Here is a 20,266-nt window from a genome sequence, read left to right as displayed (position 1 = left end):
GGTCCGCCCGGCGTACTCAGGAGGAAGGGCCTCAGACCGGGACCACCCCGTCCGCCCCCACTCGCGCCGAGAACGCCGCGGCGGCCGCGCCGACCAGCCCCGCGTCGTTGCCCATGACCGCGGGCGCGACCGTCAGCTGCTGGACGAACGAGAGCGTGGCGTACCGGCGCAGGGCCCTGCGGAGCGGGGCGAACAGCACGTCGCCGGCCCCGGCCACTCCCCCGCCGATCACCGCGATGTCGATCTCGACCAGCGTGGCCGTCGCGGCGATACCCGCGGCCAGCGCCTGCGCGGCCCGTTCGAAGGAGGCCACCGCGACCGGGTCTCCCGCCCGTGCCGAGGCCGCCACCGCCGCGGCCGAGGCGTCACCGTCGGGGCCGGGCCGCCAGCCGCCGTCCAGCGCCCTGCGCGCGATGTTGGGGCCACTGGCGATGCGCTCGACGCAGCCGCGCGAACCGCACGGGCACGGGTCGCCGTCCAGGTCCACGCTGATGTGTCCGATGTGGCCCGCGTTTCCGCTGGGGCCCGGGCGGAGCATGCCGCCGAGGACCAGTCCGCCGCCGACACCGGTCGACACGACCATGCACAGCGCGTTGTCGTAACCGCGGGCGGCGCCCAGCCAGTGCTCGGCCGCGGTCATCGCGACCCCGTCACCGACCAGCTCGACGGGCAGCCCGCCGGCCGCCTCGCTCACCCGCGCCACGAGCGGGAAGTCCCGCCAGCCGGGGACGTTGACGGGGCTGACCGTCCCGGCGGTGGCGTCCACCGGGCCCGCGCTGCCGATACCGACGGCCGATGCCCGCCCCCACAGGGGCGAGGCGGTCAGCTCGGCCAGCACGTCACCGACCGCGCCCATCACCTTCTCGCCACTCTCGCGGGCGGGCGTCGGGCGCTGCGCGCGTACGAGGAGCGTGCCGTTGCTGTCGACCAACGCGCCGGCGATCTTGGTGCCGCCGATGTCCAGCGCGGCGACGAGGTCGGTATGCATTGGTGTGGCTCCGGATGGTGAGGGGGTGGGACCTGCGGCTTCAGTAATCGGTCTGCATAGTCTCTATTCAGCTGACAACGTTGTCCAGGGCCTATGCTCGACGCCACAGCCTCCGGCCCCCCTCGCGGTAGTCTCCGCGGCCCCGCCGGACAGCCCGAACCGACGACAGGACAGCGCACCGTGGCCGAGACCACCCGTCATCCCGAGCCCCGTTACGGCAACCGGCCGACCATGAAGGATGTGGCCGCGCGTGCCGGAGTGGGCCTCAAGACGGTCTCCCGCGTGGTCAACAGCGAGGCAGGCGTCACACCCGACACCGAGCGCCGGGTCCAGGAGGCCATCGACGCACTGGGCTTCCGCCGCAACGACAGCGCGCGCGTGCTGCGCAAAGGCCGCACCGCGTCCATCGGACTCGTCCTGGAGGACCTCGCCGACCCCTTCTACGGGCCGCTGAGCCGCGCGGTGGAGGAGGTCGCCCGCGCGCACGGCGCGCTGCTCATCAACGGTTCGAGCGCCGAGGACCCGGAGCGCGAGCAGGAGCTCGTCCTGGCGCTGTGCGCGCGCCGGGTCGACGGGCTCATCGTGATCCCGGCCGGCGACGACCACCGTTACCTGGAGCCGGAGATAAAGGCCGGCATCGCGACCGTCTTCGTGGACCGGCCGGCGGGCCGGATCGATGCCGACATGGTGCTCTCGGACAGCTTCGGCGGCACCCGTCAGGGCGTCGCGCACCTGATCGCGCATGGCCACCGCCGGATCGGGTTCATCGGTGACCAGCCGCGCATCCACACCGCCACCGAGCGGCTGCGCGGCTATCACACCGCCATGGCGGACGCCGGGATAACCGTGGAGGACTCCTGGGTCTCCCTCGGCTCCACGGAGCCCGCCCGGGTCCGCCGGGCCGCCGAGACCATGCTTTCCGGCCCGGAGCCCGTCACGGCGCTGTTCTCCGGAAACAACCGCGTGACCGTGACCGTGGTGCGCGTCCTGGCCGACCGGGACCCCGCGGTCGCCCTGGTCGGTTTCGACGACATCGAGCTCGCTGATCTGCTCGGTATCACCGTCATCTCCCAGGACGCCGCGGCCGTCGGCCGCACCGCGGCCGAGCACCTCTTCCGCCGGCTCGACGGCGCCGCCCACGCACCGGCGCGGGTGGAGCTCCCGACGAGGCTGATCCCCCGGGGTTCGGGCGAGCTGCGCCCGAACTGAGGGCGGACGGCTACGGGGTCGTGACCGTCAGTGCCCCGCGCCGCGGTGAGGCGAAGGCGTCGAGGTCCGCGCGGGTCAGCCCGGTCAGCCGCGCCACCTCGGCGGTGTCCAGGGCGCCGCAGTCGATGCCGCGCAGCAGGTAGCCGCTGAGTGCCTTGGCGGTGGCGGGTTCGTCCATCACGTCGCCGCCGGCCTTGGCCACGTACGCGGCGAGCCGGGCCGCTGCCTGCTCCAGACCTTCGCGGTAGAACGTGTAGACGGCCGCGTAACGGGTCGGCAGGTGGCCCGGGTGCATGTCCCAGCCCTGGTAGTAGGCGCGGGCCAGAGCGCGCCGCGTGAGGCCGTAGTGCAGCCGCCAGGCTTCGTGGACCTGCGCGGTCGGGCCGACGGGCAGGACGTTGGTCGAGCCGTCGGAGACGCGTACACCGGTGCCCGCGGCGGCCACCTGCATGACGGCCTTGGCGTGGTCGGCGGCCGGGTGGTCGCTCGCCTGGTAGGCGGCGCTGACACCGACACACGCGCTGTAGTCGAAGGTTCCGTAGTGCAGGCCGGTGGCGCGGCCCTGTGCGGCGTCGATCATCCGGGCGACGGCGGCGGTGCCGTCGGCGGCCAGGATGGACTGGCTGGTCTCGATCTGGATCTCGAAGCCGAGCCGCCCCGAAGGCAGGCTGTGCGCCTTCTCGAAGGCTTCGAGGAGCTGGACGAAGGCGGTGACCTGTTCGGGGTACGTCACCTTCGGCAGGGTGAGCACGAGCCCGTCGGGAAGCCCGCCCGCCTGCATCAGGCCGGTGAGGAAGACGTCGGTGGTGCGGATTCCCCGGTCACGCACGGCAGCTTCCATGCACTTCATCCGGATGCCCATGTACGGGGCGGCCGTGCCGTTCGCGTACGCGTCCGAGATCAGCCGCGCCGCACGGGCTGCGGTCTCGTCCTCCTCCGCGTCGGAGCGGGGACCGAAGCCGTCCTCGAAGTCGACCCGCAGGTCCTCGACGGGCTCGCGCTCCAGCTTGGCGCGCACCCGGTCGTGGACGGCACCGGCGAGCTCGTCCGGAATGCCGAGAACCGCGGCGAGGGAGGCCGCGTCGGGGGCGTGCTCGTCCAGCGCCCGCAGCGCCTGGTCGCCCCAGGAGCGGATGGTGCCGGCGGTGAAGGCGTCCCCCGGTACGTAGACGGTGTGGACGGGCTGGCGGGTCCCGGGGTCACCCGGGTAACGGCGGGCGAGTTCGGCGTCCACCTCCGTGAGGGAAGCGCTGATCCCCTCGCTCACCGCGCCGGCGAGGCTCGTCGCCACCTTCTCCTGCTGACCCATTTCCGCACCCTCCACACTCTCGTTGTTTCCGCTTCCCGGAATCAACAATCCGTATAGTGAAGTTATAAGGCCGCCGTACCTGCGTCAATGGTGATCAGAAACGCTGCGGGGCCGCGCGGTGTGTCCACCGTGCGGCCCCGGGTCTGCGGGTCGTGCCGTGCTGCGTGCGGGGTCAGCCCTTGCGGGTGGTGACCTCGTCGGTGAGCTGGGGCACGACGTTGAAGAGGTCACCGACGACGCCGTAGTCGACGAGGTCGAAGATCGGGGCCTCGGCGTCCTTGTTGATCGCGACGATCGTCTTGGACGTCTGCATACCCGCCCGGTGCTGGATCGCACCCGAGATACCCGAGGCGATGTACAGCTGCGGGGAGACGGACTTACCGGTCTGGCCGACCTGGTTGGTGTGCGGGTACCAGCCGGCGTCGACAGCGGCGCGCGAGGCGCCGACAGCAGCACCCAGCGAGTCGGCGAGCGCCTCGATGATGGCGAAGTTGTCCGCGCCGTTGACGCCACGGCCGCCGGAGACGACGATCGCGGCCTCGGTCAGGTCCGGACGGCCGGTCGACTCGCGCGGGGTGCGGGAGAGGACCTTGGTGCCGGTGGCCGTCGCGGAGAAGGCGACCGTGAGGGCCTCGACGGCACCCGCGGCAGGGGCGGCCTCGACGGCGGCCGAGTTCGGCTTGACCGTGATGACCGGAGTTCCCTTGGATACACGGGACTTGGTGGTGTACGAGGCGGCGAACGCCGACTGCGTGGCGACCGGGCCCGAGTCACCGGCCTCCAGGTCGACGGCGTCGGTGATGATGCCGGAACCGATCCGGAGCGCGAGGCGGGCCGCGATCTCCTTGGCCTCGGCCGAGGAGGGCAGCAGCACCGCGGCCGGGGACACCGCGTCGTAGGCGGCCTGCAGCGCGTCCACCTTCGGTACGACGAGGTAGTCGGCGAACTCCGGCGCGTCGGCGGTCAGGACCTTGACCGCACCGTGCTCGGCAAGCACGGCGGCGGTGTCGGCGGCGCCGTTGCCCAGCGCGAGCGCGACCGGCTCGCCGATACGGCGGGCGAGCGTCAGCAGCTCCAGGGTGGGCTTGCGGACGGCTCCGTCCACGTGGTCGACATAGACGAGAACTTCAGCCATGGGACTTCAATCTCCTGCGTGCGAAAGAGGCGGGTCGGCGATGTAGGGGCGGGCGGGGCTCAGATGAACTTCCGGCCCGCGAGCCTGGATCTAGATGAACTTCTGGCCCGCAAGGAACTCGGCCAGCTGCTTGCCGCCCTCGCCCTCGTCCTTGACGATCGTGCCCGCCGTGCGGGCGGGACGCTCGGCCGCGGAGTCCACCGCGCTCCAGGAGCCGCCCAGGCCGACCTCGTCCGCCTCGATCTCCAGGTCCCCCAGGTCCAAGGACTCCACCGGCTTCTTCTTCGCCGCCATGATGCCCTTGAACGACGGATAACGGGCCTCGCCCGACTGGTCGGTCACCGAGACCACGGCCGGCAAGGACGCCTCGAGCTGCTCGCTCGCGGTGTCGCCGTCACGACGGCCCTTGACCGTGCCGCCCTCGACCGACACCTCGGAGAGCAGCGTGACCTGCGGGACACCCAGGCGCTCCGCGAGCAGCGCCGGGAGCACGCCCATGGTGCCGTCCGTCGACGCCATGCCGCAGATGACCAGGTCGTAACCGGTCTTCTCCACAGCCTTGGCCAGGACCAGGGACGTACCGATGACGTCAGTGCCGTGCAGGTCGTCGTCCTCGACGTGAACAGCCTTGTCCGCACCCATCGACAACGCCTTGCGCAACGCGTCCTTGGCATCCTCCGGACCCACCGTCAACACGGTGATCTCCGCCTCGTCCGCCCCGTCCGCGATCTGCAACGCCTGCTCGACCGCGTACTCATCCAGCTCCGACAGCAGACCGTCGACATCCTCACGATCCAGCGTCAGGTCATCGGCGAAATGCCGGTCACCGGTCGCGTCGGGCACGTACTTCACACAGACAACGATCCTCAAGCTCACGCCGGCTCTCCTACTGCATCGTCATTTCCGGGCTGCCTTGTTGCACGCAGCATAGGCGCCTGATGGGGCGATTTCCGGTCGGGGCGACCGACGCTCCGACCGTAATATTACTCGCCAGTACACCCAGCGCCTGCCCCATAAGCAAGCGCTTTGAACTGTGATCTAGCCGACGCCGGCGCCCGGCAGCCACATGCGGTTCTCAGTCTCGCAGAGCCGTGAAGCGTCCCTGGTGGTAGACCAGCGGCCGGCCGGACCCGGCCGGGTCACCGACTTCCGCCTGGGCGATGACGATCCGGTGGTCCCCGGCCGGAACCCTCGCCACCACGCGGCAGACCAGCCACGCCAGCACGCCGTCCAGCACCGGGACACCTGCAGGCCCGCTGCGCCAATAGGTGGACGGGCCGAACCGGTCGGCGCCGCTGCGCGCGAAGGTGGCGGCCAGCTCCTGCTGATGCTCGCCGAGTATGTGGACGCCGATGTGTTCGGCCTCCGCGACGACCGGCCAGCTGGAGGACGAGGTGCCCACGCCGAAGGAGATCAGCGGCGGCTCGGCGGCCACGGAGTTGAGGGAGGTGGCGGTGAAACCGACCGGTCCGTCGCCGGCGGCGGTGATCACGGCGACTCCGGCGGCGTGCTGCCGGAACACGGAGCGGAGGAGGTCCGGGGATGCCGTCCGGGCGTTGCCGAGCTCGGGTGATGCCGTCATGGAAGGGTCCTTCTGCGCGTCGGGAGTACGGGGCCGTGGATGCTCAGGCATCCGGACAGCGCGCACTCGCGTTGCGGGCGAGGTCGACATGGACCCGGCCGTAGAGAAGGAGTACTGGCGGCATAGCGTCAGACTGACGATGCATGGTGGGTGCAGTCAAGACCGTCCCACAAGGTGGGAGATGCATCACGGCCCGTCACATCGCCTGCCCCAGCGCGGCCACGACGTCGACGGTGCGTGGCTGCCCGACGGCCCGCCGGACGATTCGGCCGGACGCGTCCAGGACCAGCACGGTCGGGGTCCGGCTGATGCCGAGGGCACGCACAAGAGTGAGATGCGCCTCGGCGTCGATCTCCACATGGGCGACGCCGTCGACCATTCCCGCCACCTCGGCGAGCGTGCGCCGGGTGGCCCGGCAGGGCTGGCAGAAGGCGCTCGAGAACTGGACGAGCGTCGCCCGCTCCCCCAGTTCCACGCCGAGTTGGGCCCTCCCCAGTCTCTCCGCATGTGCCTGCCCGTCCACCTTCGGCCTCCTGTCAGAGCTCTACGCAAAGGGTCAGCACCCGCGACCGCCGGGACATTCCCGGCCGTTCCACGTGACGAGAATCTCGCGCCCCGCGCCCGCCGAGACTGGCCAGCGCGACGCGCATGGGGCACGATCGGCCCAATGCCGAAAACCTACGGCTGCGTAACTTCCGCCGGGAGAACCCTCCCCAGGCGCTGAAGAAGGGTCTTCCCCAGATGGCAGAACTCGTCTATCGGCCGGTCATCGGCGCCGCTCGCACGTTTTTCAAGGCGCTCGACCTGAAGATCGACACCCAGGGTTCGGAGCACTTCCCGAAGACTGGCGGCGCGGTTCTGGTCAGCAACCACATCAGTTATCTGGACTTCATCTTCAGCGGGCTCACGACCTTGCCGCAGAAGCGGCTGGTCCGCTTCATGGCGAAGGAATCGGTGTTCCGGCACAAGATCTCCGGGCCGCTGATGCGCGGCATGAAGCACATCCCCGTCGACCGCAAGCAGGGCGAGGACGCGTATGCGCACGCCCTCGCCTCGCTGCGCTCGGGCGAGATCATCGGCGTGTTCCCCGAGGCGACCATCTCGGAGTCCTTCACCCTGAAGAACTTCAAGTCGGGTGCCGCACGCCTTGCCCAGGAGGCCGGGGTGCCGCTGATCCCGATGGCGCTGTGGGGCACCCAGCGGCTCTGGACCAAGGGCCGCCCGCGCAACTTCAGGCGCAGCCACATCCCGGTGACGATCCGGGTCGGCGAGCCGATGGAGGCCCCCACCGACCAGTACGCGGGCGCGATCACCCGACGGCTGCGTGAGCGCGTGCAGGAGCTCCTCGAGGCCGCTCAGCGCGCGTACCCGGTGCGCCCGAAGGACGCGAGTGACACCTGGTGGGTGCCCGCGCATCTGGGCGGCACGGCTCCGACACCCGCCGAGGTCCGCGAGCGCGGCTGACGAGGCCCCCTCACCGCCCGCGCGGGAACGTCACTCCGGCCTGCGGACGGCGATCCGTGCTCCGGGGCTCAGCTTCGCCAGTCCTTCGGCGAGTTCGGCCCCGGCCGCATCGAGCGCCTCCGCCGGCATCGGTGCGAGGCTCTCCAGCAGGAACAGGGCGTTGACCGATTCCTCGGTGAGCCGGGTGCGTACGCCCTGGCGCCAGTTCCAGCGCCGGCATGTGACGCCCTCGTCGTCGCACCAGACCACTTCGCCGGGCTCGGGGTGTTCGACGGCCTCGGCACCGCCCGCGACGGTGGGGAACGGCTCCTGGCCGGTGGAGCGAACGAGCCGCATGGCGCCCTTGATGCGGTCGGTGTCCTCACCCCCGACCGGGATCAGGTGGGCGACGCTGATCGCGTTGTAGAGGTCGACCAGCAGGTTGATCCGGGGCAGGCCCGCGTCCGTCAGCGCCCGCTTGGCGAGGGCCTCCGCGGAGTTGCGGGTACGTGAGGGCTTGGCGCCGAACGCGGTGTACGCGTCGCGCCAGGCGGCCAGGTGGGGGTCCTCGTGCGGGGGCCGGCCGTCGAGCCGCCGGACCAGACGGCGCGTCGCCTCGTCCAGGAGTTCTGCACCGGCTTCGCTGCTGGGCCCGTTGACGAGGCCCTGCGCCTCGACCACGAGGCAGCTGAAATCCGGGGCGAGGACGCGGACGCTGTCGGAAACGGAGATGGTCAGGGTCATCGACTGCCTTGCCTCGGTACGGATCAGAGCGCCGCGGGGAGCGTGTGCCAGAGCTGGGCACGGTCGGCGGCTGCCTGCATGCCACGCAGAACCAACGGGTGCGGTGCCGCATAGAGTACTGGATAGTCCATTTCATTGAACTCCGGCCGTGGCGCCCAGGCCAGCCGCTCCTCGTCCAGTGAGAACTGCGCGTCCACGCCGGGCCGATTGCCCCGCGGGTCCTGACGGTCCCAGCTGTCCCGGCCCGGGAGCCGCAGCGCGATCAGCCCGTGAACGGGTCCCGGGGTGCCTTCCTCGGTGAGCCGTTGGTAGCAGAGAGCCGCCGGGATGCCCTCCGCGCGCAGCAGCGCGGCCAGGGCGTGGGACTTGGCATGACAGATGCCGTTGCGGGTCGCCAGGGCGTCCGAGGCGCGCCAGGTGACGCGCACGTCGCCCGAGTCGGAGGAGTGCACGATGTCGTCGCGCACGAAGGCATAGGCGGCAGCCGCGTATGAGTATGCATCCGTACTTTCGGAACGCAGGCGCGCAGCGGTCTCCCGCACCAGTGGATGCTCATGATCGATCGCCTCGTCGGCCGCGAGGTAGGCCGAGAGTTCGGGTACCTGCTGAATCATCTCCATGGCCGCGAGCGTAAGTATGCGGTCGACCGGAGTCAATCAGTTTCCAATCAACCGCATACTCATGCATCGAGGCAGGGGGCTCTTCTAGGCTGCCATCTCTTCCTTCAGTGCGGCGACGAACATGTCCACGTCGTCCTCCGTGGTGTCGAAGGCGCACATCCAGCGGACGTCTCCGGCCTTCTCGTCCCAGAAGTAGAACCGGAAGCGCTGCTGCAGCCGCTCGCTCACCGCGTGCGGCAGCCGCGCGAAGACGGCGTTGGCCTGCACGGGGTAGAGGATCTCCACACCGCCCACCGCGCGGACTCCTTCGGCGAGCCGCTGGGCCATGGTGTTGGCGTGCCGGGCGTTACGCAGCCAGAGGTCGCCCGCGAGCAGCGCCTCCAGCTGCACCGAGACGAACCGCATCTTGGAGGCGAGCTGCATGGACAGCTTGCGCAGGTGCTTCATCGCGCGGACGGCGTCGGGGTTCAGGACGACGACGGCCTCGCCGAAGATCGCCCCGTTCTTCGTCCCGCCGAAGGACAGCACATCGACGCCGACGGCGTTGGTGAACGTACGCATCGGTACGTCCAGGGAGGCCGCGGCATTGGCTATCCGGGCTCCGTCCAGGTGGACCTTCATGCCGTGCCCGTGGGCGTGCTCGCAGATGGCGCGGATCTCGCCGGGCGTGTAGACCGTGCCGAGCTCGGTGTTCTGGGTGATCGACACGACCTGCGGCATGGCACGGTGCTCGTCGTCCCAGCCGTACGCCTGCCGGTCGATGAGCTCCGGAGTGAGCTTGCCGTCCTCGGTGGGCACGGTGAGCAACTTGAGGCCGCCGACCCGCTCCGGGGCGCCGCCCTCGTCCACGTTGATGTGGGCGGACTCGGCGCAGATGACCGCTCCCCAGCGGTCGGTCATCGCCTGGAGCGAGACGACGTTGGCGCCGGTCCCGTTGAAGACCGGGAAGGCTTCGGCCGTGGGGCCGAAGTGGCTGTGCATCACGCGCTGGAGATGACCGGTGTAGTCGTCCTCGCCGTAGGCGATCTGGTGGCCGCCGTTGGCGAGGGCGAGTGCCGCGAGGATCTCCGGGTGGGTTCCCGCGTAGTTGTCACTGGCGAAGCCGCGTACCTGCGGGTCGTGATGCCGACGCGCGTCGGTCCTTACGGTTGCGGGGTCAGCCACAGGCGCTTTCCGTTCACTTCCGGGGCGGGCCGGTCCCAGACGCCGGCGATGGCATCGGCCAGCTCCTTGACGTCGGTGAAGCCCGCGAACTTCGCATTCGGGCGCTCGGCGCGCATGGCGTCGTGCACCAGTGCCTTCACGACCAGGATCGCAGCCGCGGTCCGCGCGCCGTCCTCGCCCCCCGCCTTGCGGAAGGAGTCCGCGAGCGCCAGGGTCCAGGCCTCGGCCGCCGCCTTCGAGGCGGCGTACGCGGCGTTGCCCGCGGTGGGGCTGCTCGCGCCCGCCGCGCTGATCAGCAGGTAGCGGCCGCGGTCGCTGCGCTGCAGTCCGCCCTGGAAGGCCAGCGAGGTGTGCTGGACCGTACGGATCAGGAGCCGCTCCAGCAGTGTCCAGTCGGCGAGGTCCGTCTCGGCGAAGCCGGCGCTTCCACGCCAGCCGCCCACGAGGTGGACGAGACCGTCGATCCGGCCGAATTCCTTCTCCGTCCGGTCGGCCCAGTCACGGGCGGCATCGAGATCGAGCAGATCCACGGTGTCCCCGGTGACGGTGGCCCCGCCGTGTGCGTAGCGGGCCGCGTCCACGGCCTCGGCGAGCCGGGTGGCGTTCGCGTCCGAGGCGACGACGACCGCGCCCGCCTCGGCGAGGCGCAGCAGTGCGGCCCGGCCGGCCGGACCCGCCGCTCCCGCAACAGCCACCACGGCGCCTTCGAGCGCACCGCTCCCGCTGCCCTTGCCGTTTCCGTTCATGGCCACCGCCTCCTCACGACGTGCGCTCACGCGGCCGCCTGCCCGGCTTCCGCGGCGGTGATCCCCTTGGTGGAGGCGATCACGTTCTTCAGCTTCTTGGAGAGCGCCTCATAGAACATGCTCAGGGGAAACTCGTCAGGAAGCACGTCGTCGACGAGTTTGCGGGGCGGCTGGGAGAGGTCCAGCGCGTCCGGACCCTTGGCCCAGCGGGAGCCGGGGTGCGGAGCCAGGTAGCTGGAGACCAGGTCGTACGCGGCGAACCAGTGGACGAGCTTGGGGCGGTCGATGCCGTCGCGGTAGAGCTTCTCGATCTCCCCGCAGAGCTGGTTGGTGACCTGCGGGGCCCGCTCCCAGTCGATCTTCAGGGTGTTGTCGGTCCAGCGCACGACATCGTGCTTGTGGAGGTACGCGAAGAGGAGCTGGCCACCGAGACCGTCGTAGTTGCGGACGCGCTCACCGGTGACCGGGAAGCGGAACATCCGGTCGAACAGCACGGCGTACTGCACGTCGCGGCCCTGGCCGAAGCCGTCCGCCTCCAGCTTCACGGCCTCCCGGAAGGCAGTGAGATCGCAGCGCAGCTCTTCGAGGCCGTACATCCAGAACGGCTGGCGCTGCTTGATCATGAACGGGTCGAACGGGAGGTCACCGTGGCTGTGGGTGCGGTCGTGGACCATGTCCCAGAGCACGAAGGCCTGCTCGCAGCGCTGCTGGTCGCCGACCATCTCGCGGATGTCCTCGGGCAGCTCGACGCTCAGGAGCTCGACGGACGCCTCGGTGACCCGGCGGAAGCGGGCGGCCTCGCGGTCGCAGAAGATGCCGCCCCAGCTGAAGCGCTCGGGGGCCTCGCGCACGGCGATGGTCTCCGGGAAGAGCACCGCGGAATTGGTGTCGTACCCGGAGGTGAAGTCCTCGAAGGTGATGCCGCAGAACAGCGGGTTGTCGTAGCGGGTCGCCTCCAGGTCGGCGAGCCACTCGGGCCAGACCATCCGGAGCACGACCGCTTCGAGGTTGCGGTCAGGGTTGCCGTTCTGCGTGTACATCGCGAAGACGACGAGGTGCTGCAGCCCGTCGACGCGGTTCTTGGCCGGCTGGAAGGCGAGAAGCGAGTCGAGGAAGTCGGGGACGCCGAAGCCGTCGGCCGCCCAGCGGCGCAGATCCGCGACGAGGGCCCGGTGGTACGCGGCGTCGTGCGGGAGCAGCGGGGAGAGCCGCTCGACCGCGGCGGTGACCCGCTCCAGCGTCGCCCCGGCGGCCGCGCGGGAGGGGGCTCCCTCGGCCTCGAAGTCGATGGAGCCGTCCTTCGACTGCCAGGGGCGGATTTCCTCCACGGCATTCTTGAGCGCGGGCCAGGCCGGGTGCTCGACCACCCGCTGGGCGGCAGCTATGCCGCCGTCGGTGACGTCGTGCACAAGAATTTCCGTCATATCTCTTCCTCCACGGGAGAACCTCGCGTCAAGCAACCGTATCCGTGTGCGGTTCTCCGAGACAAGTGGGGATCCGAAAATTATCCTGCCAACCCTCATGGTCACCGCGATTTTTCCTGTCACACAGCGTTGCCACGGATGCTTCATGAGATGAACGGCCGTGAGGGGCAGCGGACATGGGCCGTCCCCCGCCGCCTCTCACGGCCGCCCGGCAAGCGTGCGAGGGACGCGCCCACCCCCATGGGTGACGCACCTCGCACAGCACGGGCGCTGCCGACAGCACGGACCGCGTCAGCCCGTCCGTACCGCTCTGGACAACCGCCGCGTGAGCATCCGTGCCGTCCTGGCCGGGCACGGCGCCCCGCCCCCTCGCCCGGTCCCTTCGCCCGCCGCGACGGGACACTAGGCTGCCGAGTTGCGGTCATGCCGTGGTGCCGCGTGGGTAGGAGCAGCGCGGGTAGACGCCGTCGACGGAAGCGAGAGTGCCTTGTCTTTTCTCACCATCGGTCATCGCGGGGTGATGGGTGTCGAGCCCGAGAACACCCTGCGGTCCTTCGTCCACGCCGAACAGGCCGGGATGGACCTCATCGAACTGGACCTTCACCTGAGCAAGGACGGCGCCCTCGCCGTGATGCACGACGCCGAGGTGGACCGTACGACCGACGGCGAGGGCCCGATCTCCGAGAAGACGCTGGCCGAGCTGCGCGCACTCGACGCGGGCCAGGGCGAGCGGGTGCCGGTCTTCGAGGAGGTGCTCGACGCCGTGGCGTCCCCGCTGCAGGCCGAGATCAAGGATGTGGCCGCGGCCCGCACCCTGGCCGGAGTGATGCGGGAGCGCGATCTCGTCGACCGGGTCGAGGTGATCTCGTTCCACGACGAGGCGATCGCCGAGATCGCGCAGCTGGTGCCCGGGGTGCGGACGGCGCTCGTCGCCAGCCGCTGGGGCGACGACCTGGTGGACCGCGCGAAGGCGGTGGGCGCCACCAGGCTGGTGCTCAACGTCCGGCGGATCACCCTGGAGCTGGTCGAGAAGGCGCACGCCGAAGGGCTGACGGTGGTGGGCTGGGTGGTCAACACGCAGGATCACCTGCGGCTGGCCCGCGGGCTCGGGCTCGACGGCGCGACGACCGACTTCCCGGAGATCCGCCGCGCGGGCCGCTTCACCGCGTAGCCGCTCCTCAGCCGGCCGGCAGGTCCTTGATCAGCAGCTCGAAGGCGAGGTCGTCGCGCTGCGGGATGCCGAAGCGTTCGTCGCCGTACGGGAAGGGGCTCAGCTCTCCCGTACGGCGGTAGCCGCGGCGCTCGTACCAGGCGATCAGATCGTTCCGGACGGAGATCACGGTCATGTGCATCTCGCGCGCGCCCCAGCTCTCCCGGACGGTGCGCTCGGCCTCGGCGATGATCACCTTGCCGAGGCCCGCGCCCTGGAGTGCGGGGCGGACCGCGAACATCCCGAAGTAGGCCGCTTCACCGCGGTGTTCGAGCTGGCAGCAGGCGACCGGCTCCCCGTCACGCTCCACCACGAGCAGCCGGCTGCCGGGGTCCTCGACCACCGCGAGCACTCCCTGCGGGTCGGTCCGCTGCCCCTGCAGGATGTCCGCCTCGGTGGTCCATCCGGCACGACTGGAGTCACCGCGGTAGGCGGACTGGATGAGCTCCACGAGGGCGGGAACATCTGCGTCGGTCGCGTCGCGGAAGGTCAGCTCTCCCGAGTCCCGGGGCGGTGCGGTGTCCATGAGGGGCTCTCCGTTTCTCTGCCGTGGCCTTGCCGCAGCAGCGTAACCCCCCACCACGCGGCAAGGGCCCTGAGGCCTCTCGCCGGGATCGTGCCTGGCCCGCGCGCCCTTTCGCCGCCCTTAGGCTCCGACCATGGTTCATGTGCTGAGCAGCCGCGTCCTGTTGCGTCCCACGGATCCCGATCGGTCACGGGCCTTCTACGGGGAGGCCCTCGGGCTGCCCGTGTACCGGGAGTTCGGTACCGGCCCCGAGCGGGGGACGGTGTACTTCCTCGGCGGCGGCTTCCTTGAGCTCTCCGGCCGCGGGGACGCCCCACCGGCTCCCGGAATGCAGTTGTGGCTCCAGGTGGCCGACGTACGCGCGGCGTACGAGGAGGTGTCGGCCCGGGGGGTGGAGGTGCTGCGGCCGCCGCAGCGTGAGCCCTGGGGGCTGGACGAGATGTGGATCTCCGATCCGGACGGGGTCCGGATCGCCGTCGTCGAGGTGCCTGCGGACCATCCACTCCGCTTCCGGCCCTGACGTCCGAGAGCGCTCGCACCGGGTGCATCGCATTGCACCCCCGCCGCGCGCTCCCCCAGTACTCCCGTGCGCCGCGTACGAGCGTCCGGCCCCGGGCATCGACTAGGCGAAGGCGATGCCGTTCGCCCGGGGGAGGTCTGCTGTGCATGGACAGGTGGTGCCCGGCTGCCTGCTGACGGCGCTGTGCGCGGTGACGGGTGCGTACTGCCTGCTGCGGACCCGCAGCGGGACCGGGGAGGAGCGCCGGACCGCGCGTGCGGAGGCGCTGATGGGCTTCGGCATGGCCGCGATGGCCGTTCCCGCGGCCGTCGTCGCCCCGCCCGCGTGGGGTTGGGCGGTGTACGCGGCGTTGTTCGGTGTCGCCGCGCTGCGCGCACTCTGGTTCTCCCGGCGCAGCGGTCACCATCTGCACCACCTGGTCGGCTCGTCGGCGATGGTCTACATGGCCCTCGTGATGGCGGGGGCCGGCGGAGCGGCACACGGCGGTCACGGCTCCCACACCATGGCCACGGCCGACGGCGCACCGCTGCTGACCGGGCTGCTCCTCGCCTACTACGCGGCGTACGTGCTGCACTCGGGCGCCCGGCTGATACCGGTGGCCGCGACGACGGCCGGCGACGGGGCCGTGGCGGGCGGACCGCGGGCGGCGGGCTGGGGCGCCCGGCCGGAGCTGGCGATGGCCTGCCGGCTGACCATGGGGATAGCGATGTTCGCGATGCTGCTCACCCTGTGAGACAGGGGGCCCGGCAAACCGTGTCGTACGTCACTTGGCGAGCGCAGCCATACCCGTGTGCGCCGTGCCCCTCATAGGCTGACGCCATGTTGGTCTCCCTCGCGCTGCTGCTGCTCGGTGCACTGGCCGCCGTCGTGACCCCGCGGGTGATGGCGAGGGCCGAATGGCCGGAGCGCGAGCCGGTTGTGGCCCTGTGGGTATGGCAGTGCGTGGTGGCCGGTGTGCTGCTGTCCTTCGGGCTGTCCATGACGTTCAGCGCGGCCGCGGCCTGGCAGGCCGTGCGCGGCCACGTCTTCGCGCCCGCACCGCACGGCGTCGTAGAGGCGTACGCCCTTGCGGCGTACGGGCCGTGGTCGGCCGTGATGGCCGTGCTGCTGGCCCTCGGCGGTGTGTGGACGGCCGCGATGCTGACCCGGGAGATCCGCCGGGCTCAGCTGCGGCGCAGGCAGCGGCGCGCGGAACTCCTGGTGCGCTCCCCGCTGATGCCAGGCGAGGAGCCCGGCAGCGGACGCCTGGTGGTGCTGGAGGGGGAACGCCCGGACGCCTGGTGGCTGCCGGGTGCCGCGCCCCAACTGGTCATCACCACCGCGGCGCTGGGGCGGCTGAAGGGCCGTCAGCTGGATGCGGTGCTCGCGCACGAGCAGGGTCACGCGCAGGCGCGCCACGACTGGCTGTTGAACTGTTCCGCCGCGCTGGCGACGGGTTTTCCGCAGGTTCCGGTGTTCGCGGCGTTCCGTGGCGAGATGCACCGGCTCGTCGAGCTGGCCGCCGACGACATGGCCTCGCGGCGTTTCGGCCGGCTGACGACCGCGCTCGCACTGGTCGAACTCAACGAGGACCGGGGCGTGTTCGGCCCCTGTCCCACGCCGGACGCGCAGGTGCCGCTGCGGGTCAACCGGCTGCTGGCGCCCGCGGGGCGGCTCACCGCGGGCCGACGGCTGCGGCTGACCGCGGCGGCCACGCTCGTACCGGTGGTTCCGCTCCTGGTGGCGTTCGTCCCGGGGCTCAGGGCCCTCGGATAGCGGGACACGCCCTCGGGCCCGGCGCACCGTGATGGCCTGGCGCACCGCTCGTCGGCGAGGATCCCTCCATGCACTCCCCGCCCCTCGCCCGACCGGACCGCACCCGCACCCCTTGGCCGGCCCTGTGGACGGGGGCCGGCTGCGCGGTCCTCGCCCTGGCGCTGCTGGCCCTGGTCGCGGCGCGGTGGCCCCCGCTGATGCGCCTGGACCGCACGGTCGCCGATGCGCTGCACCGGCGTGCGGTGACCGAGCCAGGCCTCGTCCACGTCAACCGGGTGCTGACGGACTGGCTGTGGGACCCGTGGACGATGCGCGCGCTGATCGCCGTCGCGGTGGTGGCCCTGTGGTGGCGCGGCGAACGGCTGCTCGCGGCCTGGGTGGCGGTGACGACCCTGTTCTCCAGTCTTCTGCAGCAGGGGATCAAGGCCGCTGTGGGCCGGGAGCGGCCCCGGTGGCCCGATCCGGTGGACTCCGCCCATTACGCGGCGTTCCCCTCCGGACACGCGATGACGGCGGTGGTGAGCTGCGGCCTGCTGCTGTGGCTGCTGCGCCGTCACGGCGCCGGACCCCGGACCCGGTGCGCGGCGACGGTGGTGGCATGGGTCTCGGTGCTCGGGGTCGGCGCCACCCGGCTCTACCTGGGCGTGCACTGGCCGTCCGATGTGCTGGGCGGGTGGCTGCTGGGGGCCGCGCTGGTCGCCTTCTCGATTGCCGGGTTCGACCGGTACGGGTCGCGCGAACGGTCGGAACGCGAACGGCCGGAACCCCCTGTCTGAGCAGCCGTCCTTGCCGGGACGCCGCCGCATCGGTGAGGATCGGGCCATGCCGATCAAGGGTGTGCTCTTCGACTTCTCCGGGACGCTGTTCCGGATCGAATCCGTCCGGTCCTGGCTCGCCGCGGCCCTCGCCGAGCGGGGGGTCGGTGTGGACGAGGCCGACTTCGACCGGTACGCGGCGGAACTGGAGGCAGCCGGCGCCCTGCCGGGCGGCCCGTCACCGCAGCGCGTGCCCGAGGCGCTGGCGGAGGCCTGGGCCGTCCGCGACGCGAGCGCGTCCCGGCACCGGGCCGCGTTCACCGGCCTGGCCCGCCAGGTCGCACTGCCGGATCCCGGACTGTACGACGCCCTGTACGACCGGCACCGGACCCCGGCGGCATGGCAGCCGTATCCGGACGCGGCCGAGGTGCTGGGCGGGCTGCGCGACAGCGGCGTCCGGATCGGCGTGGTCAGCAACATCGGATGGGATCTGCGGCCGGTCTTCCGGGCGCACGGACTGGACCCTTCGTCGACGCGTACGTGCTGTCCTACGAGCACGGCATCCAGAAGCCGGACGCACGGCTCTTCCACAAGGCCTGCACACTTCTGGGCCACGATCCGACGGATGTGGTGATGGTCGGCGACGACCGGCACGCGGACGCCGGGGCGGCCGCGCTGGGCTGCGAGGTGCGGTTCGTGGACCATGCGCCGCTGGCAGAGCGGCCTTCCGCACTGAGGGAGCTCGGATTGAGGCCCGGGGTTGCCTGAATAACATGTGAGAGATGTCCCTGACGCCCAATGGGTCGGATTGTCACATCGGGGCCTTAGCCTGGTACCTATGCCCCCGACTCCGTGCCCGTCCGGTTCCGTGCGTTCCGCCGCAGTGGTGAATGAAGACATTCGCGAACTGTGGCAGCGCTCGGGCGGCTACCTGTCCCCGGCTGACGAGGACGAGTACCAGCGGCTGCTGGTCGAGTGGGCCGCTGCCACCCGCGGCAGCGCCAGGTCCGCCGCCTGACCCTCCTCGGGCGGGGCGGCCGGTTCACCGCCGCTACACGTTCCTGATCCGCCCCGGGACCGGGTTTCCGGTCCGCTGTGCGTCGGCCGTCGGCACGTCGCACCCTGGAGGCATGAATTCTCCCCCGATCGTGATCTTCCGCCCGTCCCCCTCCGGCGGGCGACGCGTCACCGTCCAGCGCGACGGGCGGGTCCAGATACTGGGCCTCGCGCACTCCGACCACGATGTGATCGTGTTCCTGGAGGGCGCGGGGCTCGACGACCCCGAGCGCATCCTGGACAGCCCGGAGTGGGTCGAGTGGCGTGGCGGTCGGGCACACCGGTACGAGGCGGCCTGAGTCGTCTGGTTCCGGCGATCCCCTGCGCCGCCGGAACCAGGCGGTCACCCCGGCCGGCCGCGGACCATGCGACTGCCTGCGGCCGGCAGCCGGTCGACGCGGGGGTACAGCATGTCCCGGTGCGGCGGATCGGTCAATGAACGTCACGGCGCGTGAACGCCGGTTCCGCCGGGTGAGGAACCCCCGGCGGAACCGGCGCGGCAGTCACGGCTCCCGGGCCTTCAGGCTCCGCGTGCGGTACGGCCTGCCGTCGGCTCAGCGGTCGAAGTAGTCCGGCTGCGTCTGGACATTGAGCTCGTCCGTGCGCACCCGCTTCGCCGGATCGGTGCGCCGGTCGTCGATCTTCAGGACGTCGAAGCCCTTGGCGATGTCGTTGGAGTAGATGTAGCCGTTGTAGTAGTAGGCCGACCACGGACCGGCCGTGGTGACCTCCTCCGTGGTGACGGGACCGCGCTCGAAGAAGCCGATCTCCTTCGGCTTCGAGGAGTCGGTGAAGTCCCACACGGAGACTCCGCCCTGGTACCAGGCCTGGACCATCAGGTCACGGCCCTTGACCGGGATGATCGAACCGTTGTGGGCGACGCAGACCTCCGTGTCGGCCTGCGGCCGGTCGATCTTGAAGTAGCTGCGGAAGACCAGCTTGCGGTGGTCGCCCCGGCCGACGATGTCGTAGATGCCGTCGGCGCCGCGCTTCGGACCGATCTCCTCGTTGCAGGTTGCCGCGCCACCGCCGCCCAGCTCATCGGTGAAGACGACCTTGTCGGCCCGCTGGTTGAAGGTCGCCGAGTGCCAGAACGCGAAGTTCACGTTGTCCTGGACCCGGTCGATGATCTTCGGGTTCTCCGGGTCCTTGATGGAGAACAGCAGGCCGTCCCCCATGCACGCACCGGCCGCCAGATCCTTGGACGGCAGCACGGTGATGTCGTGGCAGCCGGTGGTCTTGGACACGCCCGGGTTGGCGGGCGCGCCCGGGTTCCCGCCGTCCGGGAAGAGCACCGGGAAGTTCACGATGCGGGCCTCTTCGGGTGCCTTGCGCGGCACCTTGATGACGGAGATCCCGTCGTGCGGCGGCTGGCAGTCCGGGAACGTCTCGCTCGGCGAGTACGAGGAGACGTACACGTAGACGTCTCTGCGCTCCGGGACGATCGTGTGGGTGTGCGATCCGCACGCGGTCTCGACGGCGGCGACGTACTTCGGATTGCGCTTGTCGCTGATGTCGAAGACCTTCATGCCCTCCCAGGAGGACTTCTCCGTGGCCGGCTGCGTGGTGCTCGCGCACGAGTTGTCGCTGCGCGAGGAGTCGGTGGACAGGAAGAGCAGGTTCCCGGAGACGGAGATGTCGTTCTGCGATCCGGGACACAGGACCTGGGCCACCGTCCTCGGCGACCTCGGGTTGCTGATGTCGAAGATCCTGAAGCCGTCGTAGTTCCCGGCGAAGGCGTACTTCCCCTGGAAGGCCAGGTCCGTGTTGAGTCCCTGGAGCGCGTCCTTGGGGACATTGGCGAGATGGGTGATGTTGCTGCTGTGGACGATCTCGTCCACGCCCGGTATCTCACCGCTCTTGATCGCGGCGGTCGCCTCGGCCTGCTGGCGCGTGGAGGCCGCGGTGCGGTTCGCGGCCGAGTCACCGGGGTCGGGCGTCGCGGCCGCGGGCCCGGCCGTCAGCAGAGTCGCGAAGAGCCCGACGGCGGCAGCCGCCACGCCCAGACGTCTGCGCCGCACCGGGGTGGTGTGCAACGAGGTCACTGCGTCCTCCCATGGATCCGAATGTAGTTGACCGG

General features: G+C 70.8%; 22 protein-coding genes and 1 pseudogene. 10 read left to right on the top strand and 13 right to left on the bottom strand.

Annotated elements, in window-relative coordinates:
- Positions 1–31 precede the first annotated feature (31 nt).
- Entirely contained in the window at positions 32–988 is a 957-nt protein-coding gene (locus LNW71_RS30935) for an ROK family protein (RefSeq protein ID WP_250971203.1), read from the bottom strand.
- 180 nt (positions 989–1,168) lie between these two features.
- Between LNW71_RS30935 and LNW71_RS30930 the strand changes: the two genes are divergently transcribed.
- A complete protein-coding gene (locus tag LNW71_RS30930; RefSeq protein ID WP_250971202.1) occupies positions 1,169–2,197 on the top strand; it encodes a LacI family DNA-binding transcriptional regulator in 1,029 nt (342 codons plus the stop codon).
- 10 nt (positions 2,198–2,207) lie between these two features.
- Here the strand turns inward: LNW71_RS30930 and LNW71_RS30925 are convergent, their stop codons facing one another.
- The 5 genes from LNW71_RS30925 to LNW71_RS30905 all read right to left on the bottom strand — a co-directional run bounded on the left by LNW71_RS30925 (position 2,208) and on the right by LNW71_RS30905 (position 6,746).
- The gene (locus LNW71_RS30925) at positions 2,208–3,506 is read right to left on the bottom strand and encodes an aldolase/citrate lyase family protein (protein ID WP_250971201.1); all 1,299 of its coding nucleotides are present in this window, start codon (positions 3,504–3,506) and stop codon (positions 2,208–2,210) included.
- 172 nt (positions 3,507–3,678) lie between these two features.
- Complete coding sequence (locus tag LNW71_RS30920; protein ID WP_250967130.1) at positions 3,679–4,641, bottom strand: electron transfer flavoprotein subunit alpha/FixB family protein; 963 nt, start codon at positions 4,639–4,641, stop codon at positions 3,679–3,681.
- A 90-nt stretch (positions 4,642–4,731) separates the two neighbouring features.
- Positions 4,732–5,517, bottom strand: coding sequence for an electron transfer flavoprotein subunit beta/FixA family protein (locus LNW71_RS30915; RefSeq protein ID WP_250967129.1), 786 nt, complete (start codon positions 5,515–5,517; stop codon positions 4,732–4,734).
- 199 nt (positions 5,518–5,716) lie between these two features.
- The gene (locus LNW71_RS30910; RefSeq protein WP_250971200.1) at positions 5,717–6,223 is read right to left on the bottom strand and encodes a flavin reductase family protein; all 507 of its coding nucleotides are present in this window, start codon (positions 6,221–6,223) and stop codon (positions 5,717–5,719) included.
- A 196-nt stretch (positions 6,224–6,419) separates the two neighbouring features.
- Complete coding sequence (locus LNW71_RS30905) at positions 6,420–6,746, bottom strand: thioredoxin family protein (RefSeq protein WP_250971199.1); 327 nt, start codon at positions 6,744–6,746, stop codon at positions 6,420–6,422.
- Positions 6,747–6,964: 218 nt separating this feature from the next.
- Between LNW71_RS30905 and LNW71_RS30900 the strand changes: the two genes are divergently transcribed.
- Positions 6,965–7,687, top strand: a complete 723-nt coding sequence (locus LNW71_RS30900) for a lysophospholipid acyltransferase family protein (protein WP_250971198.1) — start codon at positions 6,965–6,967, stop codon at positions 7,685–7,687.
- Between the two features lie 30 nt (positions 7,688–7,717).
- Here LNW71_RS30900 and LNW71_RS30895 read toward each other — a convergent pair whose 3' ends face one another.
- The 5 genes from LNW71_RS30895 to LNW71_RS30875 form a co-directional block, all read right to left on the bottom strand.
- A complete protein-coding gene (locus LNW71_RS30895) occupies positions 7,718–8,410 on the bottom strand; it encodes a phenylalanine--tRNA ligase beta subunit-related protein (RefSeq protein WP_250971197.1) in 693 nt (230 codons plus the stop codon).
- A gap of 23 nt (positions 8,411–8,433) precedes the next feature.
- Positions 8,434–9,030 carry a transglutaminase family protein gene (locus LNW71_RS30890; protein WP_250971196.1) on the bottom strand — a complete coding sequence of 199 codons (597 nt, stop codon included), beginning with the start codon at positions 9,028–9,030 and terminating at the stop codon, positions 8,434–8,436.
- A gap of 84 nt (positions 9,031–9,114) precedes the next feature.
- Positions 9,115–10,194, bottom strand: coding sequence for a low specificity L-threonine aldolase (locus LNW71_RS30885; protein WP_250971195.1), 1,080 nt, complete (start codon positions 10,192–10,194; stop codon positions 9,115–9,117).
- A complete protein-coding gene (locus LNW71_RS30880) occupies positions 10,173–10,940 on the bottom strand; it encodes an SDR family NAD(P)-dependent oxidoreductase (RefSeq protein WP_250972207.1) in 768 nt (255 codons plus the stop codon). The genes LNW71_RS30885 and LNW71_RS30880 overlap by 22 nt, the downstream gene beginning before the upstream one ends.
- Positions 10,941–10,966: 26 nt before the next feature.
- Positions 10,967–12,364, bottom strand: coding sequence for a DUF6421 family protein (locus tag LNW71_RS30875; RefSeq protein ID WP_250971194.1), 1,398 nt, complete (start codon positions 12,362–12,364; stop codon positions 10,967–10,969).
- 487 nt (positions 12,365–12,851) lie between these two features.
- On the opposite strand from LNW71_RS30875, the gene LNW71_RS30870 reads away from it, so the two are divergent.
- Positions 12,852–13,535 (top strand): glycerophosphodiester phosphodiesterase family protein, encoded by a 684-nt coding sequence (locus LNW71_RS30870; protein ID WP_250971193.1) that lies wholly within the window; start codon positions 12,852–12,854, stop codon positions 13,533–13,535.
- A gap of 7 nt (positions 13,536–13,542) precedes the next feature.
- On the opposite strand, the gene LNW71_RS30865 is transcribed toward LNW71_RS30870, so the two are convergent.
- Positions 13,543–14,100: a GNAT family N-acetyltransferase gene (locus LNW71_RS30865; protein ID WP_250971192.1), complete on the bottom strand. Its 558-nt coding sequence runs from the start codon at positions 14,098–14,100 to the stop codon at positions 13,543–13,545.
- Between the two features lie 133 nt (positions 14,101–14,233).
- Between LNW71_RS30865 and LNW71_RS30860 the strand changes: the two genes are divergently transcribed.
- The 7 genes and pseudogenes from LNW71_RS30860 (at position 14,234) to LNW71_RS30830 (ending at position 18,485) form a co-directional block, all read left to right on the top strand.
- Positions 14,234–14,620 (top strand): VOC family protein, encoded by a 387-nt coding sequence (locus tag LNW71_RS30860; protein WP_250971191.1) that lies wholly within the window; start codon positions 14,234–14,236, stop codon positions 14,618–14,620.
- Between the two features lie 115 nt (positions 14,621–14,735).
- On the top strand, positions 14,736–15,353 hold the full coding sequence (locus tag LNW71_RS30855; RefSeq protein ID WP_250971190.1) for a DUF5134 domain-containing protein: 618 nt from the start codon (positions 14,736–14,738) through the stop codon (positions 15,351–15,353).
- 86 nt (positions 15,354–15,439) lie between these two features.
- The gene (locus LNW71_RS30850) at positions 15,440–16,375 is read left to right on the top strand and encodes a M56 family metallopeptidase (RefSeq protein ID WP_250971189.1); all 936 of its coding nucleotides are present in this window, start codon (positions 15,440–15,442) and stop codon (positions 16,373–16,375) included.
- A gap of 68 nt (positions 16,376–16,443) precedes the next feature.
- Complete coding sequence (locus tag LNW71_RS30845) at positions 16,444–17,151, top strand: phosphatase PAP2 family protein (protein ID WP_250971188.1); 708 nt, start codon at positions 16,444–16,446, stop codon at positions 17,149–17,151.
- Positions 17,152–17,197: 46 nt separating this feature from the next.
- Positions 17,198–17,898, top strand: a pseudogene (locus LNW71_RS30840) (HAD family hydrolase).
- Between the two features lie 70 nt (positions 17,899–17,968).
- Positions 17,969–18,148, top strand: a complete 180-nt coding sequence (locus LNW71_RS30835; protein WP_250971187.1) for a hypothetical protein — start codon at positions 17,969–17,971, stop codon at positions 18,146–18,148.
- Positions 18,149–18,260: 112 nt separating this feature from the next.
- Positions 18,261–18,485, top strand: a complete 225-nt coding sequence (locus LNW71_RS30830) for a hypothetical protein (RefSeq protein WP_250971186.1) — start codon at positions 18,261–18,263, stop codon at positions 18,483–18,485.
- A gap of 255 nt (positions 18,486–18,740) precedes the next feature.
- Here LNW71_RS30830 and LNW71_RS30825 read toward each other — a convergent pair whose 3' ends face one another.
- Positions 18,741–20,231 carry a hypothetical protein gene (locus LNW71_RS30825; RefSeq protein ID WP_250971185.1) on the bottom strand — a complete coding sequence of 497 codons (1,491 nt, stop codon included), beginning with the start codon at positions 20,229–20,231 and terminating at the stop codon, positions 18,741–18,743.
- Positions 20,232–20,266: the final 35 nt, after the last annotated feature.

The organism is Streptomyces sp. RKAG290, from assembly GCF_023701695.1.
Taxonomy (GTDB): domain Bacteria; phylum Actinomycetota; class Actinomycetes; order Streptomycetales; family Streptomycetaceae; genus Streptomyces.
This window is presented reverse-complemented; position numbering and strand designations above follow the sequence as displayed.